The 25,186-nt window shown below is 62.7% G+C and carries 25 protein-coding genes; 16 read left to right on the forward strand and 9 right to left on the reverse strand.

What is annotated here, in order from left to right; genetic code table 11:
• Position 1 precedes the first annotated feature (1 nt).
• Positions 2-1,042, forward strand: coding sequence for a DUF2332 domain-containing protein (locus tag NKH73_RS23480; RefSeq protein ID WP_352936718.1), 1,041 nt, complete (start codon positions 2-4; stop codon positions 1,040-1,042).
• Between the two features lie 92 nt (positions 1,043-1,134).
• Here the strand turns inward: NKH73_RS23480 and NKH73_RS23485 are convergent, their stop codons facing one another.
• Positions 1,135-1,302 (reverse strand): hypothetical protein, encoded by a 168-nt coding sequence (locus tag NKH73_RS23485; RefSeq protein ID WP_352936720.1) that lies wholly within the window; start codon positions 1,300-1,302, stop codon positions 1,135-1,137.
• A 268-nt stretch (positions 1,303-1,570) separates the two neighbouring features.
• Between NKH73_RS23485 and NKH73_RS23490 the strand changes: the two genes are divergently transcribed.
• Together NKH73_RS23490 and NKH73_RS23495 are read left to right on the forward strand one after the other, a co-directional pair.
• Positions 1,571-2,488 carry an SMP-30/gluconolactonase/LRE family protein gene (locus NKH73_RS23490; RefSeq protein ID WP_352936722.1) on the forward strand — a complete coding sequence of 306 codons (918 nt, stop codon included), beginning with the start codon at positions 1,571-1,573 and terminating at the stop codon, positions 2,486-2,488.
• 32 nt (positions 2,489-2,520) lie between these two features.
• Positions 2,521-2,730 (forward strand): tautomerase family protein, encoded by a 210-nt coding sequence (locus tag NKH73_RS23495; RefSeq protein WP_352936724.1) that lies wholly within the window; start codon positions 2,521-2,523, stop codon positions 2,728-2,730.
• A gap of 95 nt (positions 2,731-2,825) precedes the next feature.
• On the opposite strand, the gene NKH73_RS23500 is transcribed toward NKH73_RS23495, so the two are convergent.
• From NKH73_RS23500 to NKH73_RS23530, 7 genes are all read right to left on the reverse strand, one after another.
• Positions 2,826-3,446, reverse strand: coding sequence for a pyridoxamine 5'-phosphate oxidase family protein (locus tag NKH73_RS23500; RefSeq protein WP_352936726.1), 621 nt, complete (start codon positions 3,444-3,446; stop codon positions 2,826-2,828).
• Positions 3,447-3,462: 16 nt separating this feature from the next.
• Positions 3,463-4,137 (reverse strand): septation protein A, encoded by a 675-nt coding sequence (locus tag NKH73_RS23505; RefSeq protein WP_352936728.1) that lies wholly within the window; start codon positions 4,135-4,137, stop codon positions 3,463-3,465.
• 61 nt (positions 4,138-4,198) lie between these two features.
• Positions 4,199-5,887 carry a signal recognition particle-docking protein FtsY gene (gene ftsY / locus NKH73_RS23510; RefSeq protein WP_352936730.1) on the reverse strand — a complete coding sequence of 563 codons (1,689 nt, stop codon included), beginning with the start codon at positions 5,885-5,887 and terminating at the stop codon, positions 4,199-4,201.
• Between the two features lie 10 nt (positions 5,888-5,897).
• Complete coding sequence (mtaB, locus tag NKH73_RS23515; protein WP_502893935.1) at positions 5,898-7,289, reverse strand: tRNA (N(6)-L-threonylcarbamoyladenosine(37)-C(2))-methylthiotransferase MtaB; 1,392 nt, start codon at positions 7,287-7,289, stop codon at positions 5,898-5,900.
• Entirely contained in the window at positions 7,286-8,170 is an 885-nt protein-coding gene (gene dapF, locus NKH73_RS23520; RefSeq protein WP_352936734.1) for a diaminopimelate epimerase, read from the reverse strand. Before dapF ends, mtaB begins: the two co-directional genes overlap by 4 nt.
• 175 nt (positions 8,171-8,345) lie before the next feature.
• A complete protein-coding gene (locus NKH73_RS23525) occupies positions 8,346-8,507 on the reverse strand; it encodes a DUF1328 domain-containing protein (protein WP_352936736.1) in 162 nt (53 codons plus the stop codon).
• 95 nt (positions 8,508-8,602) lie between these two features.
• On the reverse strand, positions 8,603-9,613 hold the full coding sequence (locus tag NKH73_RS23530) for an MBL fold metallo-hydrolase (RefSeq protein ID WP_502893933.1): 1,011 nt from the start codon (positions 9,611-9,613) through the stop codon (positions 8,603-8,605).
• 295 nt (positions 9,614-9,908) lie between these two features.
• Between NKH73_RS23530 and NKH73_RS23535 the strand changes: the two genes are divergently transcribed.
• On the forward strand, positions 9,909-10,460 hold the full coding sequence (locus NKH73_RS23535) for an AprI/Inh family metalloprotease inhibitor (RefSeq protein ID WP_352936739.1): 552 nt from the start codon (positions 9,909-9,911) through the stop codon (positions 10,458-10,460).
• Positions 10,461-10,657: 197 nt separating this feature from the next.
• Positions 10,658-11,860, forward strand: coding sequence for a cell division protein ZapE (gene zapE / locus NKH73_RS23540; RefSeq protein WP_352936741.1), 1,203 nt, complete (start codon positions 10,658-10,660; stop codon positions 11,858-11,860).
• Here zapE and NKH73_RS23545 read toward each other — a convergent pair.
• A complete protein-coding gene (locus NKH73_RS23545; RefSeq protein ID WP_352936743.1) occupies positions 11,857-12,285 on the reverse strand; it encodes a GNAT family N-acetyltransferase in 429 nt (142 codons plus the stop codon). The genes zapE and NKH73_RS23545 overlap by 4 nt on opposite strands.
• A gap of 235 nt (positions 12,286-12,520) precedes the next feature.
• Here NKH73_RS23545 and mdh point away from each other — a divergent pair, with 235 nt between their 5' ends.
• From mdh to lpdA, 11 genes are all read left to right on the forward strand, one after another.
• On the forward strand, positions 12,521-13,489 hold the full coding sequence (gene mdh, locus NKH73_RS23550) for a malate dehydrogenase (RefSeq protein WP_128341085.1): 969 nt from the start codon (positions 12,521-12,523) through the stop codon (positions 13,487-13,489).
• A gap of 31 nt (positions 13,490-13,520) precedes the next feature.
• A complete protein-coding gene (gene sucC, locus NKH73_RS23555) occupies positions 13,521-14,714 on the forward strand; it encodes an ADP-forming succinate--CoA ligase subunit beta (RefSeq protein WP_352936746.1) in 1,194 nt (397 codons plus the stop codon).
• 8 nt (positions 14,715-14,722) lie between these two features.
• On the forward strand, positions 14,723-15,274 hold the full coding sequence (locus NKH73_RS23560; protein WP_352936748.1) for a hypothetical protein: 552 nt from the start codon (positions 14,723-14,725) through the stop codon (positions 15,272-15,274).
• Between the two features lie 136 nt (positions 15,275-15,410).
• The gene (locus NKH73_RS23565) at positions 15,411-15,782 is read left to right on the forward strand and encodes a cupin domain-containing protein (protein WP_352936750.1); all 372 of its coding nucleotides are present in this window, start codon (positions 15,411-15,413) and stop codon (positions 15,780-15,782) included.
• A gap of 53 nt (positions 15,783-15,835) precedes the next feature.
• Positions 15,836-16,738 carry a succinate--CoA ligase subunit alpha gene (gene sucD / locus NKH73_RS23570; protein ID WP_352936752.1) on the forward strand — a complete coding sequence of 301 codons (903 nt, stop codon included), beginning with the start codon at positions 15,836-15,838 and terminating at the stop codon, positions 16,736-16,738.
• 123 nt (positions 16,739-16,861) lie between these two features.
• A complete protein-coding gene (locus NKH73_RS23575; RefSeq protein ID WP_352936754.1) occupies positions 16,862-19,849 on the forward strand; it encodes a 2-oxoglutarate dehydrogenase E1 component in 2,988 nt (995 codons plus the stop codon).
• 49 nt (positions 19,850-19,898) lie between these two features.
• Positions 19,899-21,206, forward strand: coding sequence for a 2-oxoglutarate dehydrogenase complex dihydrolipoyllysine-residue succinyltransferase (gene odhB, locus NKH73_RS23580; protein WP_352936756.1), 1,308 nt, complete (start codon positions 19,899-19,901; stop codon positions 21,204-21,206).
• Positions 21,207-21,277: 71 nt separating this feature from the next.
• On the forward strand, positions 21,278-21,997 hold the full coding sequence (locus tag NKH73_RS23585) for a DUF4241 domain-containing protein (protein ID WP_352936774.1): 720 nt from the start codon (positions 21,278-21,280) through the stop codon (positions 21,995-21,997).
• 21 nt (positions 21,998-22,018) lie between these two features.
• Positions 22,019-22,516 (forward strand): hypothetical protein, encoded by a 498-nt coding sequence (locus NKH73_RS23590; protein ID WP_502893934.1) that lies wholly within the window; start codon positions 22,019-22,021, stop codon positions 22,514-22,516.
• The gene (locus NKH73_RS23595) at positions 22,513-23,268 is read left to right on the forward strand and encodes an SDR family oxidoreductase (protein WP_352936760.1); all 756 of its coding nucleotides are present in this window, start codon (positions 22,513-22,515) and stop codon (positions 23,266-23,268) included. The genes NKH73_RS23590 and NKH73_RS23595 overlap by 4 nt, the downstream gene beginning before the upstream one ends.
• Positions 23,269-23,308: 40 nt before the next feature.
• Entirely contained in the window at positions 23,309-24,715 is a 1,407-nt protein-coding gene (lpdA, locus tag NKH73_RS23600; RefSeq protein ID WP_352936762.1) for a dihydrolipoyl dehydrogenase, read from the forward strand.
• Positions 24,716-25,186: the final 471 nt, after the last annotated feature.

Below are 25,186 nucleotides of genomic sequence, written 5' to 3' on the forward strand. Positions count from 1 at the left end.
GATGGACGAACGAGACATGCGCGATCATTTTCTGGCCCAGGCGGAAGCCTGCGACAGGCTTGGCTCGCCGTTCACCGCGAAATTATGCCGTGCGCTGGCCAAAGTTCTCGACGCAAACACCAGGACCGGGCAGGCGGTACTCGGCTGGCCGGGCGACGCGCGCGCCGACGCCCTCTCATTGCGGCTCTGCGGCGCGTTGCATGCGTTGGTCCTGACGGGTGCCAATGAGCGACTGGCACTGATCTACCCGCCCAACCAAAAAAGCGAATCCGAGATCGCGGCGGTGCTGCCGGAAGCAATTGCGCAATCCGACGAGCGGATCGTCGCTGGCCTCGCCGGCGCGCCGCAGACCAATGAAGTCGCCCGGTCGGCGATGCTGCTGCCTGGATTTCTGACGATCGCGCGGGAAACCGGCCTGCCGCTGGATCTGTGCGAGATCGGCGCCAGCGCCGGGCTCAATCTCCTGTTCGACAGCTTTCACTACCGCTACGGCGATGCCGAGTGGGGCGACCCGGCCTCTCCCGTTCGCTTGGCGCCGGAGGTGCGCGGTCTCGTTCCGCTTGGTGGCGCGATCGACGTCCGCCGTCGCGCCGGCTGCGACATCGCGCCGGTCGATCTAGCCGACGCAGCGGCTCGGCTACGGCTTCGGTCTTACGTCTGGGCCGACCAGGCTGCGCGGCTGGCCCGGCTCGACGCCGCGCTGTCACTTGCCGAAAAGTTTTCACCAATACTTGTCAAAGCGGATGCGGCGGATTTTGTCGAGAAGGCACTGGCCGCGCGGCAGCAGGGCCGCGCCTTCGTGCTCTATCATTCGATCATGTGGCAGTACTTGCCACGGGCGACCAAGGATGCCGTCACCGCCACCCTGGCGCAGGTGGGCCGACAGGCCACGGCCGCTGCGCCTATCGCAAGGCTGCGGATGGAGCCACGCGATCCCACAAACAGTTGGGCGGTACTCAGCCTTACTCTATGGCCGAACGGCGAGACGCGCCGCCTGGCCCATTGCGATTACCACGGCCGCTGGATCGAATGGATCGGCTAAACCGATCAAACAGTTATGGTTGCGCATGTTCTCGTCCGAAAAGCCTGCAACTTTTTGCTGCGCTGACCTTCGGCTCGGATCATGCGTTCGCCTCAGCCGTAGATCTGCTTGTGGACCTGGTACAGCATTTCGCTGCGGTCGGCGCGCATGTCGGCGAGATCGCGGCTGGAAAAGGAGTCGATTTCGGCGACGAGGCGGTTGTATTGCCGGCGCTTGGCGATGCTGGTGCGAGCGCGGCTCACGAGGCTGTCGAGGATCATAGCAAGGTTCCTTCTGCGCCGCATTGTTGCGGCAGGTTGTTCCTCCCTTGCGATACGGAACATGACATAGTTATGGTGCGTTGCAAAAAGAAGATGTTGCAATGCAGCATTGCACTGGACGCATAGCCGGTTAACGGCGCGTGACCTGCTGTGGCCATGCGGCGTTCGCCTCAAGATGCAGGTGAAGCGATCGTCGTCGATCTTGCCATATCGATCGCAGGCTGGCTTGATCGCGCCGGCACCGATTTGCATGACTGGGAGGAAAACCATGGCCGCCGAAGACTACGAGATTCTCGATCCGCGTTTTGCTCGGCTGTTCAACGGCAATGCGCAGGTGGAAAAGCTGTTCACCGGATGCCGGTGGGCGGAAGGGCCGGCCTGGTTCGCGGCCGGCCGCTATGTGGTCTGGTCCGACATCCCGAACAACCGCATGCTGCGCTACGACGAGACCGACGGCAGCGTCAGCGTGTTCCGGCAACCGTCGGGCAATTCCAACGGCAATACCGTCGACCGGCAGGGCCGGCTGGTCACCTGCGAACATTCCGGCCGCCGTGTCAGCCGCACCGAGCATGACGGCTCGATCACCACCATCGCCGACAAATGGCGCGGCAAGCGGCTAAACTCGCCCAACGATGCGGTGGTCAAGTCCGACGGGTCGATCTGGTTCACCGACCCGACCTACGGCATCGACACGGATTATGAGGGCGACAAGGCCGAGAGCGAGATCGGCGCTTGCCATGTCTACCGGGCCGATCCCGGTACCGGCGAGATCGAAGCTGTCATCACCGACATGGTCAGGCCCAACGGGCTCGCCTTCTCGCTCGACGAGAGCAAGCTCTATGTCGTCGATACCGGCCGCACGCATGGCGCGCAAAATCCGGCGCATATGCGGGTGTTCAATGTCGACGATGGTGGCAAGAAGGTCTCCGGCGGAAAGGTCTTCGCCGACTGCACGGCCGGCCTGTTCGATGGTTTCAGGCTCGACGACCAAGGGCGCATCTGGACGAGTGCGGCCGACGGCATCCATTGCTACGATCCGGACAGGACGCTGATCGGCAAGATCAAGGTGCCGGAAGTCGTCGCCAATTGCGTGTTCGGTGGCAACAAGCTGAACTGCCTCTATATCGCCGGCACGACCTCGCTCTACATGGTCCGGCTGATGGTCAACGGCGCAAAGACATTTTGAGCGGCCGCCAAGCATATCTTAGGGAGGGCACCATGCCATTCGTGAACATCCGCCTGGTCAAGGAGGTGATTGCCGATGACCCGGCCGGCAAGAAAGCCGCGATCGCTGCCCAGGTGACGGCCGCCATCACCGGCGCCACCGGCCTGGCCAGCAACGATGTCTGGGTGGTTTTCGAGGAGGTCGCTGCGCGCGACTGGTTCGTCGGCGAGACCGATGTCGAGACGATGCGCGGCAAACGTTGAAGGAATTTCGCCGCGACCTTTGATGGTTGCGGCGCGGCCGGTCAGCAGGTGGCGAGGGCCGAGAGGTGTTTCGGACGGATCATCTCCGAAAAAGCCTACCACATGGTGTGTTTGTATTCGTCGTCCAGCCAGCGGTCGGTTGCCTCGGCCGAATCGGCGAGCGCCAGCTGGTCGCGCAGGATCTGGCCGAGCGTCGGCAGCGTCGCCCGGTCATACCAGGTTTCCGGCTTCCACAGATCGGAGCGCATGAAAGCCTTGGCGCAATGCATGTAGGCGGCCTTGACCGTCACCAGGACGATGCTTTGCGGTTCCTTGCCGTCAACGGCGAGCCGCTCGCGTAAGGCCGCATCGACGGTGATGCGTGCATCGCCGTTGACGCGCAGCGTCTCGTTCATACCTGGAATGAGGAAGAGCAGCCCGACCGATGGGTTGACAAGAATGTTCTCCAGCGTGTCGAGCCGGTTGTTGCCAGGCCGGTCGGGAATGGCGATGGTCCTCTCGTCAAGCACTGCGGTAAAGCCCGGCCTGTCGCCCTTCGGCGTCACATCGGCATTGCCGGCGCCGTCGGAGGAGCCGATCAGCACGAAGGGGCTTTTGCCGATGAAGGAACGGCTGTGACCATCCAGAGCCTTCAGTTCCTTGCGGATCGAGCCGTCGGTCGGCCGAGGCGTCTTGTAGATCGTTCTCAGCTCTTCGCTCGTGGTGACGAATTCCATACCCTCTCCTTACCTGTTACTTGCCGGCCTTCTCTTCTTTTCCGGTCTTGCCTTCAAGCGAATGGCGCATGATCAGCGGCATCTGGCTGAAGGTGAAAAGAAGCGTGATCGGCATGATGCCCCAAACCTTGAAGGTAACCCATGCGTCGGTGGAAAAATTCCGCCAGACCACTTCGTTGACAAGGGCCAGAAACAGGAAAAACAGGCCCCAGCGGAAGGTGAGTTTCTTCCAGCCCTCGGCATCGAGGCTGAAGGCCGAATCGAAGACGTAGCCGAGCAGCGACTTGCCGAAGAACAGGCCGCCGAGCAGCACGCCGCCGAACAGCATGTTGACGATGGTCGGTTTCATCTTGATGAAGATGTCGTCCTGCAGATAGAGCGTCAGCGCGCCGAAGACGAACACGACGACGCCCGATACCATCGGCATGATCGGCAAGGTGCGGGTGAGCAGCCAGGAAGCGATCAGCGCGATCGCGGTCGCCGCCATGAACAGGCCGGTGGCGACGAAGATCGGTCCGCCGAGTTCGGCAAGGGCCGGAAATTTCTGCGACAGCCATGCGCCGCGCGCGTTGGCGAAGAAGAACACCATTAGCGGGCCGAGCTCCAGCACCAGCTTGAGCAGCGGATTGACGCCTTCCTTCTTCTGTTTCTGCGGGTCGGATGGGTCGCGTTCGAGGATGGGCGGGTTCATAGGCTTCCTTCTTGCGCATGATTCTGTTCAAAAAGTCGCAGACTTTTTGGGATCATGCCTGTTACGCCACGCCAGCGATCGCCCTGGCGAACTCGCTTGCGGAGAAAGGTTCGAGGTCGTCGACCTGTTCGCCGACGCCGATGAAATAGACCGGCAATTTGTGCTTTGCCGCGATCGCCACCAGAATACCGCCGCGTGCCGTGCCGTCCAGCTTGGTCATTACCAGGCCGTTGACGCCGGCGACATTGCGGAAGATCTCGACCTGGTTGAGCGCGTTCTGGCCGGTGGTGGCGTCGACCGTCTGCAGCACGGTGTGTGGCGCCTCCGGATCGAGCTTGCCCAGCACCCGGACGATCTTTTCCAGTTCCGCCATCAACTCGGTCTTGTTCTGCAGCCGCCCGGCGGTGTCGATGATCAGCACGTCGGAGCCGGCCTGCTTGGCCTGTTCGAACGCGTCGTAGGCAAGACCCGCCGCATCGGCGCCGAGTTTGGAGGCGATGACCGGCGATTTGGTGCGCTCGCCCCAGATTTTCAACTGCTCTATTGCCGCGGCGCGGAACGTGTCGCCGGCGGCGAGCATCACCGACAGGCCGCCGTCGGTCAGCTTTGCCGCCAGCTTGCCGATGGTCGTGGTCTTGCCGGTGCCGTTGACGCCAACGACAAGGATGACATGCGGCTTGTGGCTGAGGTCAAGCTCCAGCGGCATGGCGACGTGGGTCAGCACCTTCTCCACCTCGGCCGCCATGATGGCGCGGACTTCCGTCTCGGAGACGTCCTTGCCGTAGCGGCTGGCGGCCAGCGTATCGGTGACGCGCAAGGCCGTCTCCATGCCGAGATCGGCGCGGATCAGCACGTCCTCCAGATCCTGCAGCGTGTCCTCGTCGAGCTTGCGCTTGGTGAAGACGCCGGCGATGTTGCCGGACAGTTCCCGGGAAGAGCGGGCAAGCCCCTCCTTCATGCGCTGGAACCACGAGCGCTTCGGTGCCGGTTCCGGCGCCTTCTGCGGCTCGGCTTTCTGCTCGACCTTCTTGGTTACGGTCACCTTGCCGGGGGCGGGCTTTGGCTCCGGCGGCGGTTGCGGAATGACCGCGGGCTCCGGTGCGATCTCAGCAAGGATCGGCTTCGCCTCGACCGGCGCCGGCTGGCGAATGGGGGGCGGGATTTCGGCTGGCGGTGCCTCCGGCTCGGGCGCCGTTGAGGGGGCTTTGGCGGGCGGTGCCGGCATTTCGACGGGCGCCGGCTCAGGCCGTTTTTCCGGCTGGGACGGCGCGATTTCTGGGGGCTGCGGCTCTGGTGCAGGAGCGGCCGGGATTTCCTCGGGCGTTAGCTGTTCAGCAGGCGCTTCCGGCTCCGGTTCCGGCGGCTGCAACTCCTCGACCGGAGCAGGCTCCGGCTGGATTTCAGGCTCTGGCGCCGGCTCCCCAACAGGCGTCTCCGGCTCCTCGATCGGTGCTGGTTCCGGCTGGATCTCTGGCTCGAGCCGAATGGTCGGTGCGGGCTCGGCCTCTTCGACAGGCGCCGGCTGCGGCGCGGGCGGCGCTTCCGCCTCGACCGGCGGCGGAGGCGCGGCTTCTGCCTCGCGCCGAGGCTCTTCGCGTTTCAGAAATTCCGGAACGGCCTGTTCGGCCGCCGGTTTCAGCGCCTCCAGCGCATCCCATTTGATCGGCGGCAGCGGTGCTGACTCGTCGATCCGCTCTTCGACCACTTCCTTCTTGCCGAACGAAAATATCTTCTTGAAAAAACCAGCCATGTTTTGCGTCTCAGGCGGCGCGGGCGGCGAGCGGCGCCGCGATCAGGCGCGCGCCGTCATGGCCGGTGATATCAGCGTCGACGATTTCGCCCGGCGCGCCGGCGGACACCGTTGTAAGCGTAAAGCCTTCGGTGCGGCCGAGCCCGTCGCGCTCGACCAGGATCGACTGGCGCGTTCCGGCGAGCGAGGAAAGGTGGCTGACATAGGCGGCGTCACCGGCGGCGCGCAGCCGTGCAGCACGCTGCTTGACCACCTCGCGGCGAAGCTGCGGCATGCGCGCCGCGGGGGTGCCTTCGCGCGGTGAAAACGGAAAAACGTGGAGATGCGTCAGGCCGCATTCCTCGACGATCTCCAGCGATTTTTCAAACATGGCGTCCGTCTCGGTCGGGAAGCCGGCGATGATGTCGGCGCCAAAGACGATGCCGGGACGCAATTTGCGCAAATCCTCGCAAAAACGGATCGACTGATCCCGGTTGTGTCGGCGCTTCATGCGCTTCAGGATCATGTCGTCGCCCGCCTGCAGGGACAGATGCAGATGCGGCATCAGCCGGGGTTCGGTGGCGATGGCGTCGAGCAGATCGTCGTCGGCCTCGATCGAATCGATCGAGGAGAGGCGCAGGCGTTTCACGTCAGGCACTTGCTTCAGGATTGTCTTGACCAATTTGCCGAGTTTCGGGCTGCCCGGCAGGTCGGCGCCGAAGCTGGTCATGTCGACGCCGGTCAGCACGATCTCGGCATAACCATTGCCGCTCAGCCGCTTGACCTGCTCGACCACGGCACCCATCGGCACCGAGCGCGAATTGCCGCGGCCGTAGGGGATGATGCAGAAGGTACAGCGATGGTCGCAGCCATTCTGCACCTGGACGAAGGCCCGCGCCCGGCCTTCGATGGCGTCGACCATGTGGCCGGCCGTCTCGCGTACCGAAAAAATATCGTTGACGCGGGCCTTTTCGGTGTCGTTGACGCCGAAATCTGGCAGCGCGCGATAGGAATGCGCCTTCAGCTTCTCTTCATTGCCGAGGACGAGATCGACCTCGTCCATGGCGACGAAATTCTGCGGCTCGGTCTGCGCGGCGCAGCCGGTGACGATGATGCGGGCGGCCGGGTTCTCGCGGCGGGCCTTGCGGATCGACTGCTTTGCCTGGCGCACCGCCTCGCCGGTGACGGCGCAGGTGTTGAAGATGATGGCGCCGCCTTCCAGCGCGCCAAGGCCGGCACTTTCCGCCTCGCGCCGCATCACCTCGGATTCGTAGGTGTTCAGCCGGCAACCGAAGGTGACGACGTCAATTCCCCTGGAGAGAACGGGTCCCCTGGAGAGAACGGGTCCCTTGGAGAGAAAGGGTCCTTTGGAGAGAAGGGGATCCCCGGAAAGAACGGGACCCTTGGGAAGAGCCGGCATCAGGCGGCGCTTTCGGTGTCGCGGGCCCACACGCCGGTCGACGGATCGAAGCTGCCGGAAAATTCCCATTCGGCGGCACCGGTGAGGACGACGTGGTCGTCTCCGCGCCATTCGACATGCAGGGAGCCGCCGCCGGGCGTCACCAAGGAGACGCTGCGTCCGGTCCGCTTGGTGCGAGCGGCAGCGACCACGGCGGCGCAAGCGGCCGAGCCGCAGGCCTTGGTCAGGCCGGCGCCGCGTTCCCAGGTGCGGATGACCATCGTTTCGGGCGAGGTCACCCGTGCAATGGTGATGTTGGCGCGTTCGGGAAAGATCGGGTGACTTTCGAGCAGTGGACCGAAACGGTCGAGCTCGTAAGACCAGACGTCGCGGTCGACCCAAAAGATGGCGTGCGGATTGCCCATCGAGACGACCGAGGGCGAGTGCAGCTCAGGCACGTCGATCGGGCCGATCTGCAGCTCGATCATGCGGGTGTCGCGGAATTCCTCGGCCAGTGGAATATCCTGCCAGTCAAAGCGCGGTCTGCCCATGTCGACCGAGATCAGCCCGTCGGCATGTTCCTCGGCGTTGAGGATGCCGGCGACGGTCTCGAAGGCGAATGTCTTCTGGCCGGTCTCGGCGGCAAGTGCCTGCACCACGCAGCGCATGCCGTTGCCGCAGGCCTGCGCGCCGGTTCCGTCGGAATTCAAGATGTCGATGAAATAGGCGGTGCCCGGCGTCCTGGCGTCGTGGATCGCCATGATCTGGTCGAATTTCGTCGCAGCAACGGCATTGAGCGCAAGAGCGGCAGCCGGCGTGACCCGATCGGCGCGACCGCGCATGTCGGCAACGATGATCTCGTTGCCGATGCCGTTCATCTTGGCGAAGGGGGTAGTGCTTGCCATGGATCGAAAAGTCTCATGCCGGTTTGGCGCCTATATGGCGGATACCGGCCGAAATTACCAGTGTGCGCGCGTCAGAGCGACGTGCGTCCACTTGGACGCACAAAGTACGCTCTGACACTTTGAACCCGCGCATCGTGCTTTCCGAAAATCGATTCCGATTTTCGGGCCGATGCGTCTACGTCACCGCGAAGACGCCAAGCACGACCAGCAGGAAGATGATCAGCACAATGCCGATAAGGATACGGGCGCCGGTGGCGGCGGCTCCGGCCAATGCCGGCATGCCGAGCAAGCTTGCCGCGGCCGCGATGATCAGAAGAATGATGATCCATTTGATCATGAGAAAAAACCTCGCAGCCGACGGTTGTGGAACTGCCTACAAACGCGTCTGCGATGGCTTGGGTTCCCCTGCACCGCGAAGCTGGGTCGCCTTGCCTAGGCCGTCGGCACGTCCCAGACCTCGCCGGGACGCAAGGCGCGAAAGCGTTCGCGCGGGACGCCTTGGTCATCCAGGGCCTCGGCAAGCTTTCTGGCCGGCTCGTCGATCGGCTCGTTGGTGAGCCGGAACGTGCCCCAGTGGCAGCCGGCAGCATAGGCGGCGTTGCACAAAAGCATGCCTTGCACCGCCTCCTCCGGGTTCTGGTGGTGTGGCGCCATGAACCAACGCGGCTCGTAGGCGCCGATCGGCAGGATGGCGAGGCGGAAGCCCCCGTGCCTTTCGGCCATCAGCCGGTAGTTGATGCCATCGTGGAAACCGGTGTCGCCGGCGAAATAGACTTTTCCGCCCGGCGTCTCGACCACAAAACCCGCCCACAGCGCCATGCGTCGGTCGCGAGCGCCGCGCGCCGACCAGTGATGCACCGGCTCGACATGGACGGCGAGATCCTTGCCGATGTCGACCTGCTCGCCCCAATCGTGCACGGAGAGCCGCATGCCGGGAACGCCGGCTTCGATGATGGCGTCGTTGCCGAGCGGCGTCAGCACCAGCGGATCATGTTTTGTCTTCAGCCGCTTCAGCGTGGCGAGGTCGAGATGGTCGTAGTGGTTGTGACTGACCAATACGAGGTCGATCGGCGGCAGATTGGAAAATGCGATCCCCGGCAGATTGACCCGTTTCGGCCCGGCAAAGGAGAGCGGCGAAACGCGCCGCGACCAGACCGGGTCGGTGAGGATGTTCAAGCCGGCTGTCTGGATCAGCAGCGAGGAATGGCCGATCATGGTCAGCCTCAGCCCGGAGCCGTCGATCCGCTCCGCTGGTGTGGCCTGGTGAAACGGACTTGGATTCACCGCCGGCCATTTCGAGCGTTCGCCGCTCAGCTGCCACTTCAAGAGATCGGAAAAACGGGCAGGCAGCTTGCCGTTGGGATTGAAGAACAAGGTTCCATCGAAATGATCGCTGGGTGGGCCGCTGTAGTAGCGATTGGCGGCTCTTTTTCTCGCAGCCAAGATTTCGCCTCCGGCAGGATTTGGTTTCATCAGAGATAGGACCGAAGCCCGCTGGCGCAAGGATTTGGCGGCCGAATGCCGAGGGCATGCCTGTCAGGCAAAACCGCTGCGAGGCCTCGGATCGGGCCCCAAGGACAGGCTTTTAGGCGGCATGCATTTTGTGGTAAAGATGCAACAGATGCTGCCACAAATGGTATTTTAACCATATCGGGTTGAAATTCTGCCACCTTCTCCATCTTGGTGAAGGAGATATTGTGCGGACGGCAGCTCCAGCCGGGTCCGACGGAGGTTTGAAATGGATTTTTCGAAAACCGGTCTGTTGGCCGTATCACTTGCCGCGCTCGTTGCGAGCGGCTGTTCAACGTCACGGTTCTCGCCGATGGACCAGGAGCAGCCGGCGCCGCTGCAAGCCGCGCCCTCCGGCAAGGTGACGGCAAATCAGCTGCCGCCGCCGGCTTCGCCCGGCACGGCCGACCCGTCGAAATTTCCGGCGGCGCCGCAGGGCACGCAAAATCCCCAGGTCGCCTCGCTACCGCCGGACGGGACGGCTCCGGCCGGAGCCCCGGATCTTACCGCAGGCAGCGTCGCCGGCGTGTGGAAGGCGAGCGTGTCCGGCCAGAGCTGCCAGGTGGCGACGCCACAGACCAAGTTCGGCGCCGGCTACCGGGCCGGGCCGCTGCATTGCCCGGCGCCGATCGACGGCATCAAATCGTGGAACGTCGCCGGCAAGCAGCTGACGCTTTACGACGAGAATGGCGGCACGCTGGCACGGCTCTATTCCTCGGGCGGAGAGAAATTCGACGGCCAGACTTCCAACGGTCTGCCGATCTCGCTTACCAGAGGCTGACCCGGCCTTTCCTTGGAATTGCTCTCTTTTGTTTACGCAATTCCTAGAGAAAACCGCTACGCACTTTTCTTGGAATTGCTCTAGAGCAGGATGAATTCAAATTGAGTCGGTCATCCTGCTCCAAGTCTTTTTTTGCGTATGACCTTGTCCGAAAAGTCTGCAACTTTTCGGGATCATATTTCAGATCGACGTGACCGATGCATCTGCGTGACGGCCTTCAGACCCATGCGACCGTCCGGCAGCGCTACGACCATATGGTTGCGTCAGGCCTGATCGAGCGCGATCCGGCGCAGGAGGGGATCGTCGCAGCACTCGACCGGCTGATTGACGAGATTTCGGCAAAGCGGCTGGCGCACAAATCGAGCGCACTGGGCTGGCTGTTCGCCCGCAAGCGCGAGACGCGCGAGGCCGTCAAGGGCCTCTACATCCATGGCGGCGTCGGCCGCGGCAAGACCATGCTGATGGACATGTTCTTCGAGTTGGTGCCGGTCAGACGCAAGCGCCGTGTGCATTTCAACGACTTCATGGCCGGTGTGCAGGACCGCATCCAGAAGCATCGGCTGGAGCGCAAGAATGGCACCGTCAGGGAAGACGACCCGATCGCGCCGGTGGCCCGCGCGCTGGCCGAAGAAGCCTGGGTGCTGTGTTTCGACGAGTTTTCCGTCACCGATATCGCCGATGCGATGATCCTGTCCCGGCTGTTCTCGGCGCTGTTTGCCAATGGCGTCGTGCTGGTCGCCACATCCAATGTCGCGCCGGAGGATCTTTACCGCGACGGGCTGAACCGCCAGCTTTTCCTGCCCTTCATCGGCATATTGGAACGGCACGCCCATGTGCTGGCGCTCGACGCCGACAAGGACTACCGGCTGGAAAAGCTCAACCGCCTGCCAGTCTATGTCACCCCCGCCGATGCCGCCGCCGATGCTGTCCTCGACGAGGCCTGGGATGTGATGACGCATGGCAGGCCGACGGCCGAGGCGATGCTGACGGTGAAGGGCCGACAGATCGTAGTGCCGTGCGCCGCCGGCGAAGCGGCGCGGTTTTCCTTTGCCGATCTCTGCGAAAAGCCGCTCGGCGCCCGCGATTTTCTGGCAATTGTCGGCCGCTTCACGACCATCTTCATCGATCATGTGCCGGTGCTTGGCGAAGGCAGCCGCAACGAGGCCAAGCGCTTTATCCTGCTGATCGATACGCTCTACGACCATCATGTGCGGCTGGTTGTCAGCGCGGCCGCGGCGCCGGCTGAACTTTATACGGCGAAGCGCGGCATCGAGGTCTTCGAATTCGAGCGCACGGCTTCGCGGCTGATCGAGATGCAGAGCCACGAATGGCTGGAAGACTGGGCGAAACGGCAGAGTGCGCAGCCGCCGTCGCCGGAAGCGCAACAAGCTCAGGCCTAGAGTCGATATACATACATGACGAAATCCTCCGCCGGCCCATGCGGCTCCTTCCGCGTCTCGTATAGCGCGCGGGCCGCAACATTGTCCGGCTCGGTGCCGACCCAGGCCTCCTCGCAGCCATGCTCGCGGCCAAGCGCAAACATGGCGTCAAGCATTCTTGTCGCGATGCCCCGACGCTGGAAGGCCGGCGCCACGCCGACCTCATCGATATAGAGTTCGCTCACCTTGTCCGGATGGCAGTGGATCACGGCAGCGCACTGGCCGACGACCACACCGTCGGCGAGCGCCACGATCATGAAATGACCTGGTGAGGTGAGGTAGGCGGCAAGGCGATCAGGCCTCACAGCTTCGTCGAACACATCCTCGGCGACCCGCATCACAAGGGCGTCATCGCCCGGAAGCAGCCTTCTTATTTCCATCTTCATTGTGTAGATTTCCCAAGTCGGCTTAATTCTTTTGACGCTTACGTAATTCCCGTTGTTTCTAACCGATTGAAATCATTCACCTCAAAATAATCGTTTGAATTTCCTTCGCGCCGGGGCTATTGGGTGCGGCGAAATCCCGCGGCTTCCCGCAGCATTCGGCCTCCTTCCTCGACGCCGTCATCCAATTCGTTCAGGATTTGGGCGCCGTCACAGTCTAAAGGGAAAACATCCTGACATGGCACGCAACAAGATAGCGCTTATCGGCTCGGGCATGATCGGCGGCACCCTCGCCCACATGATCGGCCTCAAGGATCTCGGCGACGTTGTGCTGTTCGATATCGCCGAGGGCATCCCGCAAGGCAAGGGCCTGGATATTGCGCAGTCGTCGCCGGTCGATGGGTTCGACTCCAGGCTGACCGGCGTCAACGATTATGCCGGCATCGAGGGCGCCGACGTCTGCATCGTCACCGCCGGCGTGCCGCGCAAGCCGGGCATGAGCCGCGACGACCTTCTCGGCATCAACCTGAAGGTCATGGAGCAGGTTGGCGCGGGTCTCAAGAAATACGCGCCGAAAGCCTTCGTCATCTGCATCACGAACCCGCTCGACGCAATGGTCTGGGCGCTGCAGAAGTTCTCCGGATTGCCGAAGAGCCATGTCGTCGGCATGGCCGGTGTGCTGGACAGTTCACGCTTCCGCTATTTCCTGGCCGAAGAATTCAAGGTGTCGGTCGAGGATGTCACCGCCTTCGTGCTCGGCGGTCATGGCGATTCCATGGTGCCGATGATCCGCTATTCGACGGTCGCCGGCATCCCGCTGCCCGATCTCATCAAGATGGGCTGGACCTCGAAGGAAAAGCTCGACCAGATCGTGCAGCGCACCCGCGACGGCGGCGCCGAGATCGTCGGCCTGCTGAAGACCGGTTCGGCCTTCTACGCACCGGCCGCCTCGGCGATCTCGATGGCCGAAGCCTATCTCAAGGACAAGAAGCGCGTGCTGCCCTGTGCCGCGCATCTCTCCGGCCAGTATGGCGTCAAGAACACCTATGTCGGCGTGCCGGTGGTGATCGGCGCCGGCGGCGTCGAGCGCATCATCGAGATCGAGCTCAGCAAGCCCGAGCAGAAGATGTTCGACAGTTCGGTGGCGGCGGTGCAGGGCCTGTGCGAGGCCTGCGTCAAGATCGCTCCGCATCTCGCAGCCAAGTGACCCGCCGCCAGGTAACCCGGAGATATCTAGCATGAACATCCATGAATATCAGGGCAAGGCGCTGCTGAAGGGCTTTGGCGCACCGGTGGCCGAAGGCGTGCCGGTGTTCGAGGCAAGCGAGGCGGAAGCCGCCGCCAAGGCGCTGCCCGGCCCGCTCTATGTGGTGAAGAGCCAGATCCATGCCGGCGGCCGCGGCAAGGGCAAGTTCAAGGAGCTTGGCCCCGACGCCAAGGGTGGCGTTCGGCTGGCGAAGTCGGTGGCCGACGTCGTCGCCAACGCCAAGGAGATGCTCGGCCACACGCTGGTCACCAAGCAGACCGGCCCGGCGGGCAAGCAGGTCAACCGCCTGTACATCGAGGACGGCGCCGACATCGACCGCGAGCTCTATCTGTCGCTGCTGGTCGACCGCTCGGTCGGCCGCATCGCCTTCGTCGTTTCGACCGAAGGCGGCATGGACATCGAGGCGGTCGCCCATGACACGCCGGAAAAGATCATCACCGTCGCCATCGACCCGGAAAAGGGCGTGACGGCGGATGATTTGAAAGAACTCAACGGTGCGCTGAGGCTCGACGGCGACGCCGCCAAGGACAGCGAGACGCTGTTCCCGATCCTCTACAAGGCCTTCGTCGAAAAGGACATGAGCCTGCTCGAGGTCAACCCGCTGATCGTCATGAAGAACGGCCGGCTGCGCGTGCTCGACGCCAAGGTGTCGTTCGACAACAACGCGCTGTTCCGCCATCCCGACGTGATGGAGCTGCGCGACATCACCGAAGAGGACGAAAAGGAGATCGAGGCGTCGAAATACGACCTCGCCTATGTCGCGCTCGACGGCAATATCGGCTGCATGGTCAATGGCGCCGGCCTCGCCATGGCGACGATGGACATCATCAAGCTCTATGGCGCCGAACCCGCCAACTTCCTCGATGTCGGCGGCGGCGCGTCGAAGGAGAAGGTGACGGCGGCATTCAAGATCATCACCAAGGATCCGGCGGTCAAGGGCATCCTGATCAACATCTTCGGCGGCATCATGAAGTGCGATATCATCGCCGAAGGCGTCATCGCGGCGGTCAAGGAAGTCGGCCTGAAAGTGCCGCTGGTGGTCCGCCTGGAAGGCACCAATGCCGAGCTCGGCAAGAAGATCATCAACGACAGTGGGCTCAACGTCGTCTCGGCCGACGATCTCGACGACGCGGCCAAGAAAATCGTGACGGCGGTGAAGGGGTGAGGCGGTCGATGATTTCGCTCCGGCTTCTGTGTGCAATCGGATTTGGCTGTCTGGCCGTTCCATCGCATGCCGAAGTGATTTCAGATGCTTTTGTCCTTTATAAGAAAGTATGCGTTGCGTCCGATGGAGATTTGGCAAAAAGCGAATTGTTGGCTCTTGAGAACGGGCTTTCGATGCGCTCCCATGGTCATAACAGGAAAACGTTTGATCGCGCCTCATCCACACCTTTCACTGTCCCATTTGTTGTCTTGAGTCCTGCCGATCCAGACCGAAATAAGCCTATGAATCTTTGCGTAGTTTCTGGCGAAACGGCTCACATGTCGGAATTCGACAGCTTCGTTCAATCGCAAAGTCTTGTCGAAGTGGAGAAGGAGGTCGGCGCGGCGAGTAAGTTCTATCTGCATGGCTTCGCTACTAGTGAGGAATGCCTGGCTTCCGACTACAAGCTTGCGAATTGCCGTCTTGTCATGGTCATCGGCAAGCCACGGGTGAATGAGGAATTCAGCGGAGAATTTCGGCTCTATGTCACTGCTCCCAACCATCTGGCTGGTCCGCAATGATCGTCGCAGCGCTATCGCTCGTCTCGGGCCATCAATCCCGACGCATGAGGCCAAGGGCCGATCGGTCGGCGCTGTCGTTCACGGGAGAAACGCAATGCCCACCCTGAATCCGCAAGTGGCTAAAGGTCGATAGAAGATGCCTCCGCGCAAGATAAACCTCGTCGAGGCGGCGGACGCGAAGATCAAGAAGGTCTTCGATCCGCATATTGCCGGCGACGTGAACGACAGTCAGGTCAAGATCGCCAAGTTCGGCGATGTCTTCGACTGGCACGCGCATGACAACGAGGACGAAGCGTTCCTCGTGCTGCGCGGCCGCATCGCCATCGATTTCCGCGACGGTACGGTGGAGCTTGGCAGCGGCGAGTTCATCGTCGTACCGCGGTCCGTCGAGCACCGGCCACGCTCGCTGAGCAAGGAGCCGGTGGTGCTGATGTTCGAGCCGGCGACGACGCTCAACACTGGCAACGCCAAAAGCGACCTCACCGTCGCCGATCTCAAGCGTCTCTGACCTGACGATGACCGCGCAGCCTTCCTCGATCAACGGTTTGTAAAAGGGCCACCATGTCCATTCTCGTCGACAAGAACACCAAGGTCCTCGTGCAGGGCCTGACCGGCAAGACCGGCACGTTCCATACGGAGCAGGCGCTGGCCTATCACGGGACCAAAATGGTCGGCGGTATCCACCCCAAGAAGGGCGGCGAGACGTGGAGCGGCGCCAAGGGCGAGACGCTGCCGATCTTTTCCACCGTTGCCGAAGGCAAGGCAACGACCGGCGCCAATGCATCCGTCGTCTATGTGCCGCCGGCTGGCGCCGCCGAGGCGATCCTGGAAGCGATTGAAGCCGAGATCCCGCTGATCATCTGCATCACCGAGGGCATCCCGGTGATCGACATGATCAAGGTCAAGGCGCGGCTCGACCGTTCGACATCGCGGCTGATCGGCCCCAACTGTCCGGGCGTGCTGACCCCCAATGAATGCAAGATCGGCATCATGCCCGGCAACATCTTCCGCAAGGGCTCGGTCGGCGTTGTTTCCCGCTCGGGAACGCTTACCTATGAGGCAGTGTTCCAGACCACCAATGTCGGCCTCGGCCAAACCACCGCCGTCGGCATCGGTGGCGACCCCGTCAAAGGCACGGAGTTCATCGACGTGCTGGAAATGTTCCTCGCCGACGACGAGACCCAGTCGATCATCATGATTGGCGAGATCGGCGGCTCGGCAGAGGAAGACGCCGCGCAGTTCCTCAAGGACGAAGCCAAGCGTGGCCGCAAGAAGCCGATGGCTGGTTTCATCGCCGGGCGCACGGCCCCGGCCGGCCGCACCATGGGCCATGCGGGCGCCGTTATCTCCGGCGGCAAGGGCGGCGCCGAGGACAAGATCGCGGCGATGGAATCGGCCGGGATCAAGGTTTCGCCGTCGCCGGCAAGGCTCGGCACGACATTGGTCGAGGCGATTAAAGGTTAGTGAGTAGCGAGTAGTGAATAGCGAATAGGGAAGAACAGAGTAACGGCGCGAACCAGGAAAATCCCTACTCGCTACTCCCTATTCGCTCTGAAAAGGAGACGGAGCCAGGCTCCGCGGACAAAAATGGCACGACAAGATCAGGCCAACGACCAATTTTCGCTTACCTCTTTCCTCTATGGCGGCAATGCCGACTATATCGACGCGCTCTATGCCGCCTATGAGGACGATCCCGCTTCGGTCGACCCCGAATGGCAGGATTTCTTCGCGGCGCTGAAGGACGACGCCGGCGATGTCCGCAAGAACGCCAAGGGCGCCTCATGGGCCAAGCCCTCGTGGCCGCTGCAGGCCAATGGCGAATTGGTGTCGGCGCTCGACGGCAATTGGGGCATCGTCGAAAAGCATATCGAGAAGAAGGTCCAGGACAAGGCGGTGATGAACGGCGTCGCGCTTTCCGACGCCGACGTGCATCAGGCGACGCGCGATTCCGTGCGCGCCATCATGATGATCCGCGCCTACCGCATGCGGGGCCATTTGCACGCCGATCTCGATCCGCTCGGCATCGCCAAGCCGCTCGAGGACTATAACGAGCTGTCGCCGGAAAATTACGGCTTCACATCAGCCGATTACGATCGCCCGATCTTCCTCGACAATGTGCTCGGGCTCGAATTCGGCACCATCCGGCAGATGCTGGACATCCTGACCCGTACCTATTGCTCGACGCTCGGCGTAGAGTTCATGCATATTTCCGATCCCGAAGAAAAGGCCTGGATCCAGGCGCGCATCGAGGGCGCCGACAAGGAGATCTCCTTCACCGCCGCCGGCAAGAAGGCGATCCTGCAGAAGCTGGTCGAGGCCGAGGGCTTCGAGCAGTTCATCGACGTCAAGTACAAGGGCACCAAGCGCTTCGGCCTCGACGGCGCAGAGGCGCTGATCCCGGCGCTGGAGCAGATCGTCAAGCGCGGCGGCCAGCTCGGCATGAAGGAGATCGTGCTCGGCATGGCGCATCGCGGCCGGCTGAACGTGCTCTCCCAGGTGATGGCCAAGCCGCACCGCGCCATCTTCCACGAATTCAAGGGCGGCTCCGCCGCACCCGACGAGGTCGAAGGCTCGGGCGACGTGAAGTACCATCTCGGTGCTTCGTCGGACCGCGAGTTCGACGGCAACAAGGTGCACCTGTCGCTGACCGCCAATCCCTCGCATCTGGAAATCGTCGATCCGGTGGTGATGGGCAAGGCGCGGGCCAAGCAGGACTCTCTGTTCGGCCGCAGCCGCGAGGAGATCGTGCCGCTGGAAGAGCGCGCCAAGGTGCTGCCGCTGCTCCTGCATGGCGACGCCGCCTTTGCCGGCCAGGGCGTGATTGCCGAGATCCTCGGTCTGTCGGGCCTGCGGGGCCACCGCGTCGCCGGCACGCTGCATTTCATCATCAACAACCAGATAGGCTTCACCACCAATCCGCGCTTCTCGCGCTCGTCGCCCTATCCGTCCGACGTGGCCAAGATGATCGAAGCGCCGATCTTCCACGTCAATGGCGACGACCCGGAAGCCGTGGTCCATGCCACCAAGGTGGCGATCGAATTCCGCATGAAGTTCCACAAGCCTGTCGTAGTCGACATGTTCTGCTACCGCCGCTTCGGCCACAATGAGGGCGACGAGCCGGCCTTCACGCAGCCGATCATGTACAGCAACATCCGCCGTCACAAGACGACGGTGCAGATCTATGCCGACCGGCTGATGGCCGAAGGCCACATCACCCAGGCCGAATTCGACAAGATGAAAGCCGACTGGCGGGCGCATCTCGAGTCCGAATGGGAGGTCGGCCAGCACTACAAGCCGAACAAGGCCGACTGGTTGGACGGCGCCTGGTCGGGCCTGCGCACCGCAGACAACCAGGACGAACAGCGGCGCGGCAAGACCGCCGTGCCGGTCAAGACGCTGAAGGAGATCGGCAAGAAGCTGACCGAGGTGCCGAAGGACTTCGAGGCGCACAAGACGATCCTGCGGTTTCTCGAGAATCGCCGCCAGGCGATCGAGTCAGGCGAAGGCATCGACTGGTCGACGGCCGAGGCGCTGGCCTTCGGCGCCATCCTGCTAGACGGCAATCCGGTCCGGCTGTCCGGACAGGATTCGGAGCGCGGCACGTTCTCGCAACGCCACTCCGTGCTCTACGACCAGCGCGACGAGACACGCTACATCCCGCTCAACAACTTATCGGCGGCGCAAGCCGGCTTCGAGGTCATCAACTCGATGCTGTCGGAAGAGGCCGTGCTCGGCTTCGAATATGGCTACAGCCTGGCCGAGCCGAAGGCGCTGACGCTGTGGGAAGCCCAGTTCGGCGATTTCGCCAACGGCGCCCAGGTGGTGTTCGACCAGTTCATCTCTAGCGGAGAGCGCAAGTGGCTCAGAATGTCGGGCCTCGTCTGCCTGCTGCCGCATGGCTATGAAGGGCAGGGGCCGGAGCATTCGTCGGCCAGGCTCGAGCGCTTCCTGCAGCTTTGCGCCGAAGACAACATGCAAGTGGCGTACTGTACGACGCCGGCCAACTACTTCCACATCCTGCGCCGGCAGCTGAAGCGGGATTTCCGCAAGCCGCTGATCCTGATGACGCCGAAGTCGCTGCTGCGCCACAAGCGGGCGGTGTCGACGCTGCCGGAGATATCGGGCGAAAGCGCATTCCACCGGCTGTTGTGGGACGATGCCCAGCAGCTCCCCGGCCAGGCGATCAAGCTTACCAAGGATTCGAAGATCCGCCGCGTCGTGCTGTGCTCGGGCAAGGTCTACTACGACCTCTATGAGGAGCGCGAGAAGCGCGGCATTAACGATATCTATCTGCTGCGCGTCGAACAGCTCTATCCGTTCCCGGCCAAGGCGCTGATCACCGAACTGTCACGCTTCCGCAATGCCGAGATGGTGTGGTGCCAGGAGGAGCCCAAGAACATGGGCGCCTGGTCGTTTATCGATCCCTATCTGGAATGGGTGCTGGCACATATCGACGCCAAACATCAGCGGGTGCGCTATACCGGCCGGCCGGCAGCCGCGTCGCCGGCGACCGGGTTGATGTCGAAGCATCTCGCCCAGCTTGCCGCCTTGCTCGAAGACGCGCTCGGCGAATAGAACAGAGCTGGGCGAATAGAACAGAACCGACAGAAAACGGACAGGCACAATGGCTACCGAAATCCGCGTCCCCACTCTTGGCGAATCCGTCACCGAGGCGACGATCGGCAAATGGTTCAAGAAGGTTGGCGATGCGATCGCCACCGACGAACCTCTGGTCGAGCTCGAAACCGACAAGGTGACGGTGGAAGTGCCGGCCGCGGCGGCAGGAACGCTCAGCGAGATCGCGGTCAAGGAAGGCGAGACGGTCGAGGTCGGCGCTTTGCTCGGCATGATTTCGGCGGGCGACGGGGCAAAGGCGGCCGCACCTGAGCCTGCGAAGGCATCAACTTCCGAACCTAAACAGGACGCGGTATCACAAGCGTCGGCGCCGACCGCCGCATCGACCGTCCGCCAAGCCGCGGCCGAGACCGCCAAGATCGCCGGCGATGCCGGGCCGATCGAGGCGCGCACGATGCCGCCGGCGCCAGCGGCGGCCAAACTGCTGGCCGAGAGCAATCTCGCGGTCGACCAGGTCTCTGGTTCCGGCAAGCGCGGCCAGGTGCTGAAGGGCGACGTGCTCGACGCAATCGCCAGGGGCGCGCCGTCGCAGCCGGCCGAGACGCCGAAGGCGCCTGCACCGGTCGCTGCCCGTGCGCCGTCCTCAGCCGATGACGCGTCGCGCGAAGAGCGCGTGCGCATGACCAAGCTGCGGCAGACCATTGCGCGCCGGCTCAAGGAAGCGCAGTCGACCGCCGCCATGTTGACCACCTTCAACGAGGTCGACATGTCGGCGGTGATGGCGCTCAGGACCAAATACAAGGATGTGTTCGAGAAGAAGCATGGTGTGAAGCTGGGCTTCATGGGCTTCTTCACCAAGGCCGTCACCCATGCGCTGAAGGAGATCCCCTCCGTCAATGCCGAGATCGACGGCACCGACATCATCTTCAAGAACTACGCCCATATCGGCGTCGCCGTCGGTACCGAAAAAGGCCTTGTCGTGCCTGTCGTGCGCGATGCCGACCAGATGTCGATCGCCGAGATCGAGAAGGATATCGGCAGGCTGGGTGTCGCCGCGCGTGACGGCAAGCTTTCGGTGGCGGATATGCAAGGCGGCACGTTTACGATTTCCAACGGTGGCGTTTACGGCTCGCTGATGTCGACGCCGATCCTCAACGCGCCGCAGTCGGGCATTCTGGGCATGCACAAGATCCAGGAGCGGCCGGTGGTGGTCGGCGGCCAGATCGTGATCCGGCCGATGATGTACCTGGCGCTCTCCTACGATCACCGCATCGTCGACGGCAAGGAAGCGGTGACCTTCCTGGTCCGCGTCAAGGAAAGCCTGGAGGATCCGGAGCGGTTGGTGCTGGATCTGTGAGCGAGACCGACCGCGCTGTGACCGGCTGGCTGGAGCGGTTTGGTTTCAACCTGGGTCGGCGAGCCGGTGGCATGCTGCGGTCTTTTTGGCGCGGTATCACCTGGCTTGGCGTGGCCGCTGCCGTCCCGTCGCTGGCGACGGCAGCCGAATGGGATCCTGCGCAGGCAAGCAGCAATCTCGGCCTTTTCGCCCTGAGCGAGGCGCAAATGGCGGAGCGCAAGATAATCGTCACCCCAATCGGTGACCTTGAACTGCCGACGGGCGAGATCATCGCCTGCGATCCGCTGACCACCGAAACCGACTGGCCGGCTTTGAGCCGCAAGGTCAGACCCGGGCACTACCCGGTTTCACTGTTCGAGGCGCAAGGCCGTGTGGCCGTCGCTGTGCTGCGTTTCCGGCCCGGCACGCCGGTCCGCTGGGAGCTCGCCACTTTGCCCGACCAGGACGTCGCGACATTGAAGGGTGACGAGATATTCGGTTATCCAGTCGACGCCGGCCTTGGCTCTTTCATGGACAAGACAGCCATGGCACTGTTGGCCGCGCGGCAGGACAAGCTGGAATACGGCGACTACTACGGTGAGGTGCTGGCCGCCGAATTTGCTCCCAACCAGGACAGGTTCGCGATGCATCACCCGGCTGCCGGCAACCCCCTCAATATCGCAATTTTCTGGAGCGGCTGGGGCGACGGGCTTTATCCATCGTTCTGGGGCCTGGATGCGACCGGCGAGCCGCTGCTGCTGACGACCGACTTTGGTGTGCTGGAAAACGCCGATGGCCGCGAGAAAAAGTAGCCCGCCTTGATGCAAAGCGCCATGTCGCCCACGATCGGATGTGTAGCGGGGTCTTTGGCCATTCTGTTCTCGACCGTCGCTGCCTTTGCCGCCTGCCCGCTCGAGCTCGCCGTCTATGGCGATGCCGAAAGCGAAGCCGGCATCGATTTCAGGCCGACCGGGGAATCGGCCGTTGTCACCAACACGTTCAAGATGGTGCTCGGTAACAGTGTCGTGCTCGACGGCATCGTCATGTGGACGGAAGGCGTGGCGCGGCCGCACGGTTCGCTGATGTACAAATGCCCGACAGGCGACGTCACCGGCGACGAGCTCGCCGCCTGCACTTTGTGGGAGGGGATCATCTACAGTGCTGACGATAAGGGCAACATAGCCCTGCTGCCGGCCGAAGGCGTGGACGCGCCGAAGACTCTTATCTTCCCCGACCTCGGCCCGTCCCTGCAGATGTCGGCCGCCTATGGCACCAATGGATTTTCGAAAGTGCCGTCGGATGTTTTTTCGTTGAAGGGCTGTCAGGAATGAGCGCGACCAAAAAAGTGCTGCTGGTGACCGGCGGCGGCCGCGGCATCGGCGCGACCACGTCCATGCTTGCCGCCAAGGCCGGATACCGTGTCGCGGTCAACTATGCTTCCAATGAGGCCGCGGCCACTGCGCTGGTCGAGGCGATCGAGCAGGATGGGGGCGAAGCGCTGGCCATCAAGGGCGACGTCGGCAGCGAGACCGATATTCAGGCGATGTTCGAGAGGATTGATCACGTCTTCGGCCCGCTCGATGCGCTTGTCAACAACGCCGGTGTGGTCGACCGGAGGGCGCGCGTCGACGAAATGAGCGGGGCTAGGTTGGAGCGCATGATGCGCATCAACGTCATTGGTTCCATGCTGTGTGCCCGCGAAGCGGTGAAACGCATGTCGACCAACCATGGCGGCAAGGGCGGCGCCATCGTGAATATCTCCTCTATTGCTGCGAGAATTGGCGGGTCGGGCGAATATGTCGACTACGCCGCCTCGAAGGGCGCGATCGATTCCTTCACCATTGGCCTGGCGCGCGAAGTGGCCGGCGAAGGCATTCGCGTCAACGCGGTCAGTCCAGGCATCATCGACACCGAAATTCACGCTTCCGGCGGACAGCCGGATCGGGTCGAGAGGATGCGTCACGTCGTGCCCATGCAAAGAGCGGGGACCACCGAAGAGGTCGCCGCAGCAATTCTCTGGCTCCTGTCGGACGGGGCGTCCTTTACGACAGGCGCGAATTTAGAAGTGGGCGGCGGCCGCTAATCCCAGCCAAGGCTGAGTGCCAGACCAGAAGGACAGTATCATGGCTTATGACGTCGTTATCATCGGATCGGGACCGGGCGGCTATGTCTGCGCCATCAAGGCGGCGCAGCTCGGCCTGAAGACGGCGGTGGTCGAGAAGAACCCGACCTTCGGCGGCACCTGCCTCAATATCGGCTGCATTCCGTCCAAGGCGCTGCTGCATGCCTCCGAGATGTTCGCCGAGGCCGGCCATTCCTTCGACACGCTGGGCGTCGAAATCGGCGCGCCGAAGCTCAATCTGAAGAAGATGATGGCGCATAAGGATGCGACCGTGGCGTCCAACGTCAACGGCGTCGCGTTCCTGTTCAAGAAGAACAAGATCGACTCGTTCCGCGGCACCGGCAAGGTCCTGTCCGCCGGCAAGGTCTCGGTGACCGGCGAGGACGGCAAAGTCGAGGAGATCGAGACGAAGAACATCGTCATCGCCACCGGCTCCGACGTCGCCGGCATTCCCGGGGTCAAGGTCGACATCGACGAGAAGGTGATCATGTCCTCGACCGGCGCGTTGGCGCTGGACAAGGTGCCGGGCCATCTGGTGGTGGTCGGCGGCGGCGTCATCGGGCTGGAGCTCGGCTCGGTATGGGCGCGGCTTGGCGCCAAGGTGACTGTCGTCGAGTTCCTCGACACGATCCTGGGCGGCATGGACGGCGAGGTCGCCAAACAGTTCCAGCGCATGCTGTCCAAGCAAGGCATCGAATTCAGGCTCGGTGCCAAGGTGACCGGTGTCGCCAAGGCCAAGAAGGGTGCCACCGTCACCTTCGAACCGGTCAAGGGCGGTACGGCTGAAACGATCGATGCAGACGCGGTGCTGATCGCGACGGGACGCCGGGCCTATTCGGACAGTCTCGGGCTGAAGGAGGCCGGCGTCGAGGTCGACGAGCGCGGCCGGGTCAAGACGGATGGCCATCTCAAGACCAATGTTCCGGGCATCTACGCCATCGGCGACGTCATCGCCGGGCCGATGCTTGCCCACAAGGCCGAGGACGAGGGGGTGGCGGTGGCCGAGATCATTGCCGGCCAGGCCGGCCACGTGAATTACGAAGTGATCCCGAACGTCGTCTACACCAGCCCGGAAATTGCCTCAGTGGGAAAGACCGAGGAAGAGCTGAAGGCGGCCGGCATCGACTACAAGGCGGGCAAGTTTCCGTTCAGCGCCAACGGCCGGGCGCGCGCCATGTTGCATACCGACGGCTTCGTGAAGATCCTGGCTGACAAGCAGAGCGACCGCGTGCTCGGCGTCCATATCGTTGGCTTCGGCGCCGGCGAGATGATCCATGAGGCGGCGGTGCTGATGGAGTTCGGCGGCTCGTCGGAAGATCTTGCCCGCACCTGCCACGCTCATCCGACAATGTCGGAAGCGGTGAAGGAAGCGGCACTGGCCACCTTCTTCAAGCCGATTCATATGTAACTCAGCGGCAAATCGCAAACCTTGGAGATTGGCCGAAATGCCCCTCCACTTCGTCATCCCAGGGCGGAGCAAGGAGCGAAGCGACGCGGCGCAGACCCTGGGATCCATGCCGTTACCTCGCGGCAGTGCTCCGGCGGACCAGAACAGAACGCTACCATCCCGTCTCGCGAAAGTTCGAACCACTCTGACTTGGTCTCGATCAGGTTGATCTTCCATTGGCGCGGCCATGGTGCGCTTCTGGCTCGCAGTCATGTAGACATAGCCGGTCATGGTTAAAGGGCAGCTTGAGCCGTTGGGACACAAGCGCCGTTCTGAGCCGCTGCGTTCTTCGGCTGATGTCATGGCATGGATCCCAGGGTCTGCGCTCCGCTTCGCGTCGCTCCGCCCTAGAGCGTTTCATCTCTTGAGAGAATCGTAGGATTCCCAAAGCGGCGTGATTGTGATTCAAGATGCTGGCTGGACGGAGGCCAG

It is taken from the genome of Mesorhizobium sp. M0938, from assembly GCF_040319125.1.
Lineage (GTDB): Bacteria > Pseudomonadota > Alphaproteobacteria > Rhizobiales > Rhizobiaceae > Mesorhizobium > Mesorhizobium robiniae.

Coding starts and splice junctions, on each gene's coding strand:
- dapF (WP_352936734.1), bottom strand. CDS start 8,170: ATGGCAAGCACTACCCCCTTCGCCAAGATGAACGGCATCGGCAACGAG.
- ftsY (WP_352936730.1), bottom strand. CDS start 5,887: ATGGCTGGTTTTTTCAAGAAGATATTTTCGTTCGGCAAGAAGGAAGTG.
- sucC (WP_352936746.1), top strand. CDS start 13,521: ATGAACATCCATGAATATCAGGGCAAGGCGCTGCTGAAGGGCTTTGGC.
- zapE (WP_352936741.1), top strand. CDS start 10,658: ATGCATCTGCGTGACGGCCTTCAGACCCATGCGACCGTCCGGCAGCGC.
- NKH73_RS23575 (WP_352936754.1), top strand. CDS start 16,862: ATGGCACGACAAGATCAGGCCAACGACCAATTTTCGCTTACCTCTTTC.
- NKH73_RS23560 (WP_352936748.1), top strand. CDS start 14,723: ATGATTTCGCTCCGGCTTCTGTGTGCAATCGGATTTGGCTGTCTGGCC.
- NKH73_RS23485 (WP_352936720.1), bottom strand. CDS start 1,302: ATGATCCTCGACAGCCTCGTGAGCCGCGCTCGCACCAGCATCGCCAAG.
- NKH73_RS23545 (WP_352936743.1), bottom strand. CDS start 12,285: ATGAAGATGGAAATAAGAAGGCTGCTTCCGGGCGATGACGCCCTTGTG.
- NKH73_RS23500 (WP_352936726.1), bottom strand. CDS start 3,446: ATGGAATTCGTCACCACGAGCGAAGAGCTGAGAACGATCTACAAGACG.
- NKH73_RS23495 (WP_352936724.1), top strand. CDS start 2,521: ATGCCATTCGTGAACATCCGCCTGGTCAAGGAGGTGATTGCCGATGAC.
- NKH73_RS23590 (WP_502893934.1), top strand. CDS start 22,019: ATGTCGCCCACGATCGGATGTGTAGCGGGGTCTTTGGCCATTCTGTTC.
- sucD (WP_352936752.1), top strand. CDS start 15,836: ATGTCCATTCTCGTCGACAAGAACACCAAGGTCCTCGTGCAGGGCCTG.
- odhB (WP_352936756.1), top strand. CDS start 19,899: ATGGCTACCGAAATCCGCGTCCCCACTCTTGGCGAATCCGTCACCGAG.
- NKH73_RS23505 (WP_352936728.1), bottom strand. CDS start 4,137: ATGAACCCGCCCATCCTCGAACGCGACCCATCCGACCCGCAGAAACAG.
- NKH73_RS23585 (WP_352936774.1), top strand. CDS start 21,278: ATGCTGCGGTCTTTTTGGCGCGGTATCACCTGGCTTGGCGTGGCCGCT.
- NKH73_RS23525 (WP_352936736.1), bottom strand. CDS start 8,507: ATGATCAAATGGATCATCATTCTTCTGATCATCGCGGCCGCGGCAAGC.
- lpdA (WP_352936762.1), top strand. CDS start 23,309: ATGGCTTATGACGTCGTTATCATCGGATCGGGACCGGGCGGCTATGTC.
- NKH73_RS23595 (WP_352936760.1), top strand. CDS start 22,513: ATGAGCGCGACCAAAAAAGTGCTGCTGGTGACCGGCGGCGGCCGCGGC.
- NKH73_RS23565 (WP_352936750.1), top strand. CDS start 15,411: ATGCCTCCGCGCAAGATAAACCTCGTCGAGGCGGCGGACGCGAAGATC.
- mdh (WP_128341085.1), top strand. CDS start 12,521: ATGGCACGCAACAAGATAGCGCTTATCGGCTCGGGCATGATCGGCGGC.
- NKH73_RS23490 (WP_352936722.1), top strand. CDS start 1,571: ATGGCCGCCGAAGACTACGAGATTCTCGATCCGCGTTTTGCTCGGCTG.
- NKH73_RS23480 (WP_352936718.1), top strand. CDS start 2: ATGGACGAACGAGACATGCGCGATCATTTTCTGGCCCAGGCGGAAGCC.
- NKH73_RS23535 (WP_352936739.1), top strand. CDS start 9,909: ATGGATTTTTCGAAAACCGGTCTGTTGGCCGTATCACTTGCCGCGCTC.